The organism is Leptobacterium meishanense, assembly GCF_037645805.1.
GTDB classification, from domain to species: domain Bacteria; phylum Bacteroidota; class Bacteroidia; order Flavobacteriales; family Flavobacteriaceae; genus Leptobacterium_A; species Leptobacterium_A meishanense.
This window is the reverse complement of record NZ_JBBEXE010000004.1, coordinates 36,299-48,663: the sequence shown is the minus strand read 5'-3', so window position 1 is coordinate 48,663 and position 12,365 is coordinate 36,299. Positions and strand designations below refer to the sequence as shown.

12 protein-coding genes are annotated in these 12,365 nt (G+C 36.6%); 6 read left to right on the top strand and 6 right to left on the bottom strand.

Annotation, left to right across the window (positions count from 1 at the left end):
- Nucleotides 1-138 precede the first annotated feature (138 nt).
- The 3 genes from WBG21_RS05475 (at nucleotide 139) to WBG21_RS05465 (ending at nucleotide 3,519) form a co-directional block, all read left to right on the top strand.
- A complete protein-coding gene (locus WBG21_RS05475; RefSeq protein ID WP_340075620.1) occupies nucleotides 139-810 on the top strand; it encodes a hypothetical protein in 672 nt (223 codons plus the stop codon).
- Between the two features lie 205 nt (nucleotides 811-1,015).
- On the top strand, nucleotides 1,016-2,437 hold the full coding sequence (locus WBG21_RS05470) for an amidohydrolase family protein (protein WP_340075618.1): 1,422 nt from the start codon (nucleotides 1,016-1,018) through the stop codon (nucleotides 2,435-2,437).
- A gap of 359 nt (nucleotides 2,438-2,796) precedes the next feature.
- Nucleotides 2,797-3,519 carry a pirin family protein gene (locus WBG21_RS05465; RefSeq protein ID WP_340075616.1) on the top strand — a complete coding sequence of 241 codons (723 nt, stop codon included), beginning with the start codon at nucleotides 2,797-2,799 and terminating at the stop codon, nucleotides 3,517-3,519.
- A 10-nt stretch (nucleotides 3,520-3,529) separates the two neighbouring features.
- Here WBG21_RS05465 and kynU read toward each other — a convergent pair whose 3' ends face one another.
- Complete coding sequence (gene kynU / locus WBG21_RS05460) at nucleotides 3,530-4,798, bottom strand: kynureninase (protein ID WP_340075614.1); 1,269 nt, start codon at nucleotides 4,796-4,798, stop codon at nucleotides 3,530-3,532.
- A 63-nt stretch (nucleotides 4,799-4,861) separates the two neighbouring features.
- On the opposite strand from kynU, the gene WBG21_RS05455 reads away from it, so the two are divergent.
- Nucleotides 4,862-5,506, top strand: a complete 645-nt coding sequence (locus WBG21_RS05455; protein WP_340075612.1) for an O-methyltransferase — start codon at nucleotides 4,862-4,864, stop codon at nucleotides 5,504-5,506.
- Here the strand turns inward: WBG21_RS05455 and WBG21_RS05450 are convergent.
- The 3 genes from WBG21_RS05450 to rsmG all read right to left on the bottom strand — a co-directional run bounded on the left by WBG21_RS05450 (nucleotide 5,501) and on the right by rsmG (nucleotide 7,026).
- A complete protein-coding gene (locus WBG21_RS05450; protein WP_340075610.1) occupies nucleotides 5,501-6,046 on the bottom strand; it encodes a phosphatase PAP2 family protein in 546 nt (181 codons plus the stop codon). The two genes, WBG21_RS05455 and WBG21_RS05450, sit on opposite strands and share 6 nt — an antisense overlap.
- On the bottom strand, nucleotides 6,046-6,318 hold the full coding sequence (locus tag WBG21_RS05445; protein WP_340075747.1) for a Sec-independent protein translocase subunit TatA/TatB: 273 nt from the start codon (nucleotides 6,316-6,318) through the stop codon (nucleotides 6,046-6,048). Before WBG21_RS05445 ends, WBG21_RS05450 begins: the two co-directional genes overlap by 1 nt.
- Nucleotides 6,319-6,390: 72 nt before the next feature.
- Nucleotides 6,391-7,026, bottom strand: coding sequence for a 16S rRNA (guanine(527)-N(7))-methyltransferase RsmG (rsmG, locus tag WBG21_RS05440; RefSeq protein ID WP_340075608.1), 636 nt, complete (start codon nucleotides 7,024-7,026; stop codon nucleotides 6,391-6,393).
- Nucleotides 7,027-7,159: 133 nt separating this feature from the next.
- On the opposite strand from rsmG, the gene WBG21_RS05435 reads away from it, so the two are divergent.
- Nucleotides 7,160-8,260 carry a fatty acid desaturase family protein gene (locus WBG21_RS05435; protein WP_340075606.1) on the top strand — a complete coding sequence of 367 codons (1,101 nt, stop codon included), beginning with the start codon at nucleotides 7,160-7,162 and terminating at the stop codon, nucleotides 8,258-8,260.
- 20 nt (nucleotides 8,261-8,280) lie between these two features.
- The gene (locus WBG21_RS05430; protein WP_340075604.1) at nucleotides 8,281-9,468 is read left to right on the top strand and encodes a pyridoxal phosphate-dependent aminotransferase; all 1,188 of its coding nucleotides are present in this window, start codon (nucleotides 8,281-8,283) and stop codon (nucleotides 9,466-9,468) included.
- A gap of 6 nt (nucleotides 9,469-9,474) precedes the next feature.
- Here the strand turns inward: WBG21_RS05430 and WBG21_RS05425 are convergent, their stop codons facing one another.
- Nucleotides 9,475-10,932, bottom strand: coding sequence for a TrkH family potassium uptake protein (locus WBG21_RS05425; protein WP_340075602.1), 1,458 nt, complete (start codon nucleotides 10,930-10,932; stop codon nucleotides 9,475-9,477).
- 39 nt (nucleotides 10,933-10,971) lie between these two features.
- Nucleotides 10,972-12,321: a Trk system potassium transporter TrkA gene (trkA, locus tag WBG21_RS05420; RefSeq protein WP_340075600.1), complete on the bottom strand. Its 1,350-nt coding sequence runs from the start codon at nucleotides 12,319-12,321 to the stop codon at nucleotides 10,972-10,974.
- Nucleotides 12,322-12,365 lie beyond the last annotated feature (44 nt).

The window sequence follows — 12,365 nt, the reverse complement described above, 5'->3', positions numbered from 1 at the left end:
TTCATTTTAAGCGTGCAAAAGTACTGTTTATTTTACCAAAAGATGATAAAAAGACTATTTTTTTAAATAGCTGATTATTAGCAAGTTCTATATCATATAACTTTATATTGTATTTTTACAGGTAACAAATACCAGAATATGAAAAATACCTTCTTTTTGATCTTCTTGGCCTCTTTGTTTTTTGGTTGTAAAACTGAAAATAAAAAAAATGCTGAAACCGAAAAAGAACAATCTATTCTCGAAAAAGTTGCCCATGCTCACGGTTTTGATCATTGGAAAAAGGTGACAGAAATTCATTTTACATTTAATGTGGACAGGGACAGCACACACTTTGAACGAAGTTGGGTGTGGCACCCAAAAACGAACGATGTTGAGTACCGGCATAAAAACGATACTGTAATCTATAATCGACACCGTGTAGATAGCCTTTCAATGGTTGCTGACAAGGGGTTTATTAATGACAAGTATTGGCTCCTTTCGCCTTTTAACCTTATTTGGGACAAAGGTTTTACATATGAACACTCGGAAAAAGCCACTGCGCCTATTAGCATGAAAGAACTGCAAAAACTGACTATTGTGTATGGAAATGAGGGGGGCTATACGCCGGGCGATGCCTATGATTTCTATTTTGGTGATGACTATCTTATACAAGAGTGGACCTACCGAAAAGGAAACACGCCAGAGCCTTCTTTAACTACTACTTGGGAAGGGTATAAAGATTTGAACGGTATTAAGATAGCTACCGTACGGAATCGGGATACGGGCAACTGGAAATTATATTTTACGGAGCTTTCGGTGGAGGTGAAATGATATCTCTTCGCTCATTTCAAACTGAATTCTGCGTAAACGGAATAAGTGTGAGAAAGCTATCAAATAAGTATATCATGGAGAGATTTCTCAGTCATTGTATTCCTTCGAAAGGATGTATGTCTTTCTCTTGAATTAATCGTTTCTGTCATTTCTATTGAAAATAATATAGATTTGTAAATTATAATTAAGGGTAATTGAAACCATAATGAAATTATTAATCCGTATACTCAAAATCATTCTACTTGTTATTGGATTTCTGTTTGTTGCAATTCTAATTATACTGAGAATAGATGCTCATGGAACTAGCTACTTAAATGTTACGAATGAGCCTAATACATATTTAATTACTAATGTCAATATTGTCCCAATGAATCAAGATACTATTTTGGCTAACAAAATGGTACACATCAAAGACGGCATGATTCAAAATATTGCAAACAACATTGAAATTAATGATATCGAAATTATTGATGCAAAAAATAAATATTTAACTCCAGGGCTTATAGATATGCATGTTCATGTATGGGATAAGTATGAACTTGGCCTATACCTTTCTAATGGCGTAACGGCTGTTAGAAATTTATGGGGCATGCCAATGCATTTAAGGCTCAAAAAAGATATAAAAAATGATAAAATTATAGCTCCTATGTTTTTTACTACAGGGCCTAAACTTACAGGTCCGGAATTTATAGGAGACGATAATTTGCAATTAGTAAGTCAAGATGAAGCTAAAGAAAAAGTAATTTCTTATAAGAATAGAGGGTATGATTTTATTAAAACCTATTATGGGCTAACGGAAGACCTATTTGAGGCTATTATTGAACAAACAAAAGCCTCTGATATGGATATTGTTGCGCACCCTTCACAAAATGTACCATACTCATATCATTTTAACTCACAAATAAAATCTATAGAACATGCTGAGGATATTGTACAACAACCTTTAAACTATAAACTAGATACACTAAAATTAAAAGAAGTAATTGATGGTTTTGCAAATTCTAAACATAGTTCTTTTTGCCCAACTTTAACCGTCTACAACAACATATATCAAATGCTTATTGATGATAATATTTTAGCATCAGAGCAACTTCAATTTATGAACCCTTTAATTAAAAAAGTTGATAGTAAAGCTGAATTTGATAGGTGGCATAATACAAAAATAAATGACTCTTTAATTGTTAAGAATATAATGAGTCAGCACGATTTTCATCTAAAAATAATTAAAAATCTTAATGATGCTGGCATAAATATAATCTGCGGTACAGATGCCGGAATAGGCATAACTATTCCTGGTTTTTCAATTCATCAAGAACTTCTATTTTACAAAAAAGCTGGGCTTTCCAATTATGAAGTATTGAAAACAGCAACGGTAAATGCTTCAAAAACTCATTCAAGCATGGGTGGAATAGGAACCGTTGAGGTTGGGAAAATTGCAAATCTAATTTTAATAGATAACAATCCGTTAATAGACTTATCCGCATTACAGAACCCTAAAACTGTTTTTATAAAGGGAAGGAAATTAAATAGAAAAACCCTTGACAATTATAAAAAAGAAGCTAGAAATCGAAAGAACCTGATTGTATCTGCTATTAGATATGCAGAAAACTTGATAATTGAAAAATAGGATGTTGCAACAAAGGGTATTAAAAATATGACAATTATAAAAACACCACCAAAAGCCGTTGCCCTCCCTCACCATAAAAAAAACGGCCAAACCTATCTGGTCTTCATCAAGATCAAGCTTATTTTTTTATAGAAGGAATATAAATGGCCCATGTACCGAAAAGGATGTTCATGATCAAAAACACAACTGCTGAGACTAGGTATCGCGGGTTGGACACTACCAATTGTAATATTCTCATTTACAATTTATTAAAACCCAAAATTTATAGATTTTTACTTTGATAGTAACAAAGAGACTGTTCATTTTATAATTTCTTAATTTTATAGGGGTCATTATTCCATAATTCACAAAAAAGAACTATGAAAACTAGCATTCACAAAGCGAACACAAGAGGAAAAGCTAATCATGGATGGTTAAATAGCCATCATACATTTAGTTTTGGAGGGCATCATAATCCGGATCGAATGAATTTTGGGGTACTCCGTGTTTTAAATGATGATGTAGTAGCTCCCGGCATGGGTTTTCGGAAGCATCCACATGATAATATGGAGATCATATCCATTCCATTGTATGGAGATTTGGAACACAAGGACAGTATGGGCAACGAAAGTGTAATTCGTGAAGGTGATATACAGTCTATGACTGCAGGGACCGGTATTATTCATAGTGAATTTAACCGGAACAGGGATAAAGAAGTGCGGTTTTTACAAATATGGATCCTCCCAAAAGAAAGAAATGTACCTCCCCGATATGACCAAATTTCTATGAAATTAGAAGACCGGCATAACAAATTACAACAGATTGTTTCCCCGAACAGTGATGACGATGGGGTTACTATCAACCAAGATGCATGGTTTTACATAACAGAAATGGATGTGGATAAAGAGTTGGAGTACACACTTAAAAGTGTTGAGAATGGTGTATATCTATTCATGATAGAAGGAGCTATTTTAGCCAATGAGGAAAGTTTATCCAGACGGGATGGTATGGGTGTCTATGGTATAGACAAACTTCAATTAAAAGCAGTTTCACAAGCCAAGGTACTATTAATGGAAGTGCCAATGATAATCAATCAACTTTAAAATACTTGCATTAATTATCAATTATTCCTTCCTTTAAGATCTGACCAAAACGGTACATGTCTTCAAAGGAACAATACAAAGGTACCGGTGCTAAGCGGATAACATTGGGCTCACGCCAATCAGTAATCACACCCTTTTTCATCAAGTAATCAAACAATGAACGGCCTTCACCATGCAAAAAAACTGATAACTGGCACCCTCTTTCTTTAGGGGTGATGATTTCAAAAGATGAAGCTACTTGTTTGTCTATTTCATGCAATACAAACTCTAAATATGCCGTGAGAAGCTTACTTTTTTCTATCAGGTTTTCCATTCCTGCTTCTTCAAATATCTCAAGAGAAGCTAAGTAGGGAGCTAATGCCAACACAGGAGGATTGCTCAATTGCCATGCATCGGCAGTCTCCATAGCATCAAACTCCGGTTGCATTAAAAAGCGGGTTTCTTTTTTGGTACCCCACCAGCCTTCAAAACGGGAAATATCGGTTTTTTTTAAGTGTTTTTCGTTAATAAACACGCCCGAGGCGTTTCCCGGACCACTATTCATATATTTGTAACTGCACCAAGCTGCAAAATCTACGTTCCAATCATGCAATTTCAGTGCGATATTTCCAGTGGCATGTGCCAAGTCCCATCCTACCATAGCGCCCACTTTATGACCTGCTTCAGTAATGGTTTTCATATTAAACACTTGCCCATTGTAATAATTGACCCCTCCTATGAGCACCAATGCCAGTTCATTGCCAACCTCTTTAATCTTTACGAGAATATCTTCAGTACGCCAAAAATGTTCGCCTTCTCGTTTTTTAACTTCTACGATGACTTCTTTAGGGTCAAACCCATGAAAACGTGCCTGGCTTGCCAACATGTATTGATCGGAAGGAAAGGCTTTTTCTTCACATAGAATTTTAAATCGTTGTTTTGTAGGTCGGTAAAAAGACACCATCAGTAAATGTAAATTGACCGTGAGCGTATTCATTACCGTAATTTCTTCCGGTTTAGCACCTACAATTGTTGCTAGAGGTTTTGCCATCCGTTCATGATAATCCCACCAAGGTTTGTCTGCATAGAAATGGCCTTCTACTGCCAAGGTTTTCCAATCGGCCATTACCTCATCTATATATTTTTGGGTACGCTTGGGTTGCAGTCCCAATGAATTTCCGGTGAAATAGATAACTTGTTTGCCATTTACTTTTGGAAAATGAAATCCATCTCGATACTTCTTCAGTTTATCTTGTCCATCTAACTTTTGGGAAAATTCAAGTGTGTTTTCAAACTGCATGATTTAAAATTTTTACCAAAAATACACAATCAAAAAATAAGTAGTTTTGTATAAAACACAGGTATGCATTTTTTATCGGAAGTTATTGAAAAATATGTAGCGGAACATTCACAAGATGAGCCGGAATTGTTGAAAGAGCTCTCGCGGGAAACACATCTAAAAGTCATTCATCCAAGGATGTTGAGCGGCCATCTGCAAGGACGTATCCTAAGTTTGTTCTCTAAAATAGTCCGACCGAATAATATCTTGGAAATAGGGACTTACACTGGTTATTCTGCTATTTGTATGGCAGAAGGGCTGGCAAAAGATGGACAACTGTACACAATTGATATCAATGAGGAATTGTTTGATTTTCAAAGAGCGTATTTTGACCGTAGTGGTTACGGAAAGCAAATCGTTCAGCATGTAGGAGATGCATTGGATATTATTCCCACATTGGATATGCATTTTGATATGGTATTTATTGATGCGGATAAACCAAATTACAGTGCTTATTTTGATTTAGTTATTGATAGGATGACCCCGGGAGGAATTATTCTTTCTGACAATGTGCTTTGGAGCGGAAAAGTTATAGAAAACCCTATAGATGAAAACGATAAAAGTGCAGTAGCTTTGGTGGCTTATAATAAAAAGTTGAAAAACGACCCTCGTATTGAAACTGTGTTACTGCCTATTAGGGATGGGTTAACATTATCAAGAGTACTATAAAATATATTTAGCCATCCAATAGGATATTACTCCTATCAAACTCCCAACCAAAGCACCTACAAGAATATCTGAAGGGTAGTGTACCCCTATAATTATCCTACTCCAGCAAAACAGAACAGGCCATATAAAAAAGAGGTAGCTGAGTTTTAGGTGTTTTCTCAAAAATAATACAATTGTTACCGTTACCGCAAAAGAATTGGAAGCATGTCCGGAAAAAAAGCTATAGTTCACCGGCATTTTTAATACCCTGATAAAAGGGTTTATTGCCATGTCGTTGTTAGGCCGGACTCTTGCTATGTATTCTTTCATAAATTCCGTAAAAAGCAAGGTAACTACTAATGCACCAATAACTGTAAGAGATACAATAAGTGCGTCTCTTTTGGCGTAATATTTTAAAACAACTAAAAGAAACACTACAAAAAGGGGAATCCACGTAGTTGTATGTGTAATCAATAGCCAAAAAGGATCATGGCCTTCTATACCAAAACAGTTAAGGTAAATGAGCAACTCCCTATCATATTGTAAAAACTTGTCAAACATTAGAGTTTACGTTTTACGGAGCCTGTGAAATCATCAATGTCTTTTTTTACTTTGCTGATCTCTTCATTTATCTCTTTCGTAACACTCGTGTCAATTCCTTGATTTTCGGCACTTTTTTGAATTTCATGTTTTATCTCATTAGTGGCATTGCGAAGTTGCCGCATTCCCTTACCTAATCCCCGTGCAATTTCAGGAATCTTATCCGCACCAAACACCATCACTACTATAAAAAGGATGAAGAATATTTCTGCTCCGCTAATGAATAAAAACATAGGCATACTTCAAAAGATTGCTGCAAATATACGGAAGTTTGTTGTGCACATGATGACAAAATCCGGACCTATTCAGCGAGTTGGTTTATATTTTAAAGGCAAGTGCACTACTTTTTTAGTCTCGAAAAATGGTTCTTTAAAAAATGTAGTCAATGGAAATTGCTGTACATTCCTAAATTGTTTCAACTCTTCCTCTAAATCGCCCCCTTTCAAATATAAAATCCCGTTTTTGAGTTCATGTCTTGATGTTTTTTTTACCTTTTTTCGAACCCATGTTACAAAATCAGGCATATTCGTCACCGCCCTGCTTACAATAAAATCAAATTCTTCTTTTACTTTCTCTGCACGTATATGAGCCGTTCTTACATTTTTTAAGCCTAATGCTGAAACAACTTCATCTACTACTTTTATTTTTTTTGCAATTGCGTCAGTTAGGTAAAAGTAAGCTTCAGGAAAAAGAATTGCAAGGGGAATCCCCGGAAAACCACCCCCGGTACCTACATCAAGAATCTCTGTTTTAGGGAGAAAGGGCTGTACCTTAGCAATTCCCAGCGAATGGAGCACATGTCGTTCATAGAGTGCATCAATATCTTTTCGGGAAATCACATTGATCTTGGTATTCCATTCGCGATATAAGCCCTCCAGTTGTTCAAATTGTATTTTTTGCTCAAAAGTAAGGTCAGGAAAATAATAAAGTAGCTGCTCCATCAGTTATACTTAAAGAATAAAACAAAAGTACATTTTTTATCATTTTTTTAATACGTAATACGGGTTGTGTTCTATAAAGAAAGTGTATTTTTGGGAAATTATTGTTTTATTTTATAGAAAAAGAGAAGCATTCATGTCAAATACCATTCGATTTTCAAGAAAAGATACTACCCAATTTTTTCAAACCCTAAACAAAAGGGTAAATAGTTATTTTAAAGAACATAACATAAAGCGGTCAGGTAATTGGAAACTATATGTGAAGACATTTGTTATGTTCAGCCTGTTTTTAACTCCTTATTTTCTGATCCTGACGATTGATATGAACCAATGGGTACAATTATTACTTACAGTTATCATTGGAATTGGCATGGCAGGAGTCGGCATGAATGTTATGCACGATGGCAACCATGGCTCATATTCTTCTCGTGAATGGATAAACAGGTTGATGGGCGCCAGTATCTATATTTTATCCGGAAATGTGTATAACTGGAAAGTACAACATAATGTGCTGCACCATACCTATACCAATATCCATGGACATGATGAAGATCTGGAGACAGGAAGCATTATGCGATTTTCTGAACATGCCAAATGGAAACGGTTCCATAAATTTCAACATTATTATTCTGTTTTCTTATATGGGTTGTTAACTATTAACTGGGCTATTACTTCTGATTTTAAACAAATGCGACGGTACCTAAAGAGAAAACTGTCGTATGGTAAATTTCCGAACCCAACAAAAGAGTGGAGTGTACTTCTTATAAGTAAGTTCATATATGTAGCTGTATGGATTGTACTTCCCATGTTAATTCTAAACATTGCCTGGTGGAAAATATTGATCGGCTTTTTTGTAATGCATTATACAGCAGGGCTTATTTTAAGTATTGTTTTTCAATTGGCACATGTTGTGGAAGATGTAGAAATAGTCATGCCTGATGAAACTGGAACTATGAAAAATACCTGGGCGATCCATCAATTGTTCACAACAGCAAACTTCTCTACTAAAAACAAAATTGTTAACTGGTTTACAGGTGGATTAAACCATCAGGTAGAGCATCACATTTTTCCAAATATCAGTCATGTTCATTACACAAAAATTGCCGAAATTGTTAAACAAACTGCAAAAGAGTTTAATTTACCATACAACGAGTATAAATCTACCAGAAAAGCCATAATTTCGCACTTTAAGCATTTGAAGGAATTGGGACAAAAGCCTTCTTATCAATTATCATAAAAAATTAATTGTTACCAAAGATGAACCAACTATCTGACCGGATTGAAAAAATGTCCACTTCAGCTACTTTGGCTATGGCTGCTAAAGCAAGGGAATTACGTGCGGAAGGAAAAGACATTATAGGATTAAGCCTTGGGGAACCTGATTTTAATATCCCTGAATTTATTAAGGAAGCTGCTATACAGGCCATTCATGATAACTATAGTAGTTACCCTCCGGTAGATGGTTATGCAGATCTAAAACAAGCTATTATTCACAAGTTTAATCGTGATAATAACTTAACATATAAGCCGAGCCAAATTGTAGTTTCTACGGGTGCCAAACAATCGCTGGCCAATGTAGCTATGGTTATGCTCAACCCGGGAGATGAGGTTATTTTACCCGCTCCTTATTGGGTCAGTTATTCTGATATTGTAAAAATTGCTGAAGGTATTCCGGTAGAAGTCTCGACTTCTATTGAAACCGATTTTAAAATGACCCCTGAGCAATTGGAAGCTGCCATCACCCCTAAAACTAAAATGCTTTGGTATAGCTCGCCTTGCAACCCCAGCGGTTCTTTTTATAGCAAAGAAGAATTGGAAGGGCTTGCTGCCGTATTGAGAAAATATCCGAATATTTATGTGGTTTCTGATGAGATCTATGAGCATATCAACTTTACGGATTCCGGCCACGCAAGTATTGCCTCCATAGATGGCATGTATGATCGGACAATCACCGTAAATGGTGTTTCCAAAGCTTTTGCTATGACCGGATGGCGTATTGGTTATATCGGTGCACCCGAATGGATTGCCAGGGCTTGTAATAAAATACAGGGACAGATTACCAGCGGGGCCAATGCCATTGCACAGCGTGCTACCATTGCAGCATTGGAAGCCCCTAAAAGCAAGATACAGCATATGATTGACGAGTTTCATAAACGACGTGATATTGTACTGGAGCTTTTAGGAAAAATAGAAGGTTTTAAGGTAAATGTACCGGAAGGTGCTTTTTATGTATTCCCTGATATTTCTTATTTCTTTGGGAAGACCCTGCGTGGTAAAAAAATTAACAATGCTTCTGATTTTGCAATCTATTTATTGGAAGAAGCCAATGTGGCCACCGTTACCGGAGAAGCATTCGGCAACCCAAACTGCATCCGAATTTCCTATGCTGCATCAGAGAAAGAACTCCGTGAGGCAATAAAGCGGATTAAAGAAGCATTAGCTTAGTTTTTATTATATTTTCTTCCAGAAATAAGGTGTTATCACAATAAGTACGGTAAAGAGCTCTAGCCTTCCTAGCAACATTAAAAAAGTGCTCCACCATTTGCCTAAAGTTGGTAACGACGCATAATTATTTAAAGGCCCCATATCACCAAATGCCGGCCCTACATTTCCTAAGGATGATGCTGCCGTGCCTATGGCCGATTCAAAATCCAGTCCCATAAAACCAAATACCAATGCCCCTATGATAAATAATAGCATATACAAAATAAAAAAGGCAAGAATGTTATAAATGATTTCCTGGGTAACCGATCTGTTATTATAGCGAACAGGGATAACAGCATTGGGATGTAACGTTCGTTTGAATTCTAACAACCCATTCTTTATCATCAACATATGCCTTACTACTTTTACACCACCGGCAGTTGATCCTGCCGACCCCCCCATAAACATCAACCCAAAAAAGAACACTGTTAAAAAAGCAGTCCACGCAGTATAATCTGCTGTTACAAAACCTGTTGTTGTCACAACAGCCAAGACTTGAAACAAGGAATGCCTAAAGGCACTTTCACCGGCACCCCATACCATTGGATGGTACTCAGAAATAGAAACATTCGCTTGAAAATAGACCACCACAGCGGCTATAATAGCAAAGATAAAAATGGCCCTTCTGTAAAACCGGAACTCATCATCTTTAATGATTTTTTGAACTTTTCCTTTAAAAGCAAAATAACTCAAGATAAAATTGGTTCCCGCTAAAAACATAAATAACATCACTATATATTGGATAATGGGCTTGTCATTCCAGTATGCTAAACTCGCATTCTTGGTAGAGAATCCTCCGGTAGAAAGTGTCGACATAGAATGGTTGATGGCATCAAAAAAAGACATGCCCGCTATTTTCAATAAAATAGTTTCTGCTATTGTATATCCGAAATAAATGAGCCATAAACGTTTAGCAGTATCCGTAATCCGAGGGTGGAGTTTATCAGCACTTGGGCCGGGGGCTTCTGCAGCAAATAACTGCATCCCTCCTATGCCAAGCAATGGTAAAATAGCAATGGCCAATACAATAATTCCCATACCGCCAATCCAATGGGTAGTACTGCGCCAAAATAAAATTCCTTCCGGTAAAATTTCTATGTCGTTTAGTATGGAGGCCCCTGTGGTGGTATAACCGGACATTGTTTCAAAAAAAGCATTGGTCACACTCGGAATTGCTTCCGAAAAAATGTAGGGCAACATTCCGGAAAATGACATAAATATCCATCCGAAAGTAACAATGATATAGCCTTCTTTCTTTTTTACTTCTCTTTTGTGGCCTCGAGTAATATACATCAAAAGAGTTCCCGATAAAACAGTAACAATACCTGCTAATGAAATATCAAGGGTGACACCATCATTATATATTCCACTAACCAAAGCTGCCATCAACATGAAGCCCCCGTTAAAAAGGAGCAACAGTCCCATGATGTGAAAAATAATTTTAGAATTGAGCCTTGTCATCAATTAGAGGAATAGTTTTTCTACTTTAGCAATGGACCTTGGTAAACTGCAGACTACGACCCTATCTCCCGATCTTATTTCAAAATCACCCAAAGCGATCAGTCCTTCTCCATTACGTATCACCCCACCAATAATAGCAGAGCGGGGAAAGTCAATATCTCTTATGAGTTTTCCGGTAACTTCGGAAGAAGGCTTCACAATAAATTCCAAGATTTCTGCATTCAGGTTGTTCAACCGGGTCAATGCTACTACCTCACCTTTACGGACATAACGGAAAATATTATTGGCAGCAAGTAGTTTTTTATTGATCAAAGTATCGATACCTATGGAGTGAGAAAGCTGAAAATAATCCATATTCTCCACCAATGCAATCGTTTTTTTTACATTCTTGGATTTGGCCACCAAGCATGACATAATATTGGTTTCTGAATTTCCGGTAACCGCTATAAAGGCATCCATTTCATTGATATTTTCCTCCTCCATTAACTCAACGTTACGTCCATCGCCATTAATGACCAGTGCATCAGGAAGTTCATCTGCCAGGTCAAAAGCCTTGTTTTTGTCTTTTTCAATAAGCTTTACTTTGAACTTATTACCGCACAAATCTCTGGAAGCTTTATAGCCTATCTTGCTTCCACCAAGAATCATTACGTTTTTGATCTCTTCTTTTGTCTTTCCTGTAAGCTTGTACAGTTCATCCACACCCTCTTTGGAAGTGACAAAATATGCTTGGTCACCTTCCTTAAAGATCGTATCTCCTCTAGGAATCAGTGTGTATTGCGTTCCAAAGCGTTGAATAGCTATCGGGACAAAATGTAGTTCAGGAAAAATTTTTGCTGCTTCTTTTACAGATTTCCCAACAAATGGTGCTGTACGCTGTAAATACGTCCCTACCATAATAAGGGCACCTTCTTCAAATTCATAACTGTCATTAAATGCAGATTGGTCTAACAGCAATTGAATTTCTTCCGCAGCCAATTCTTCAGGAGAAATCAATTCATCAATCCCCAGCTCAGAAAACCGTATTTTATCTTTATTTTCGATAAACTCTGTATTGGAAATGCGGGCAATAGTACGTTTACAGCCCAACTGTTTGGCCAGTACACAAAGGGTAATATTAGTCGTTTCGGAAGAAGTAACACCAATTACAAGGTCTGCGTTGGCAACTTTCGCTTCTTTCAATATACTTATAGATGTAGCATTTCCTTTTAATACTTTGATATCCAGATGTGTATCTGCGTAAGCGAGGCTTTCCTTATTAGTATCGATGAGTGTGATTTCCTGAGATTCATACGAAAGGAGTTTAGCTAAATGGAAACCTACCTCACCAGCACCTGCAATTATTATTTTCATGAAAATTAAGCGCTATATGCACTGCAAATATACGGGAAAATTAA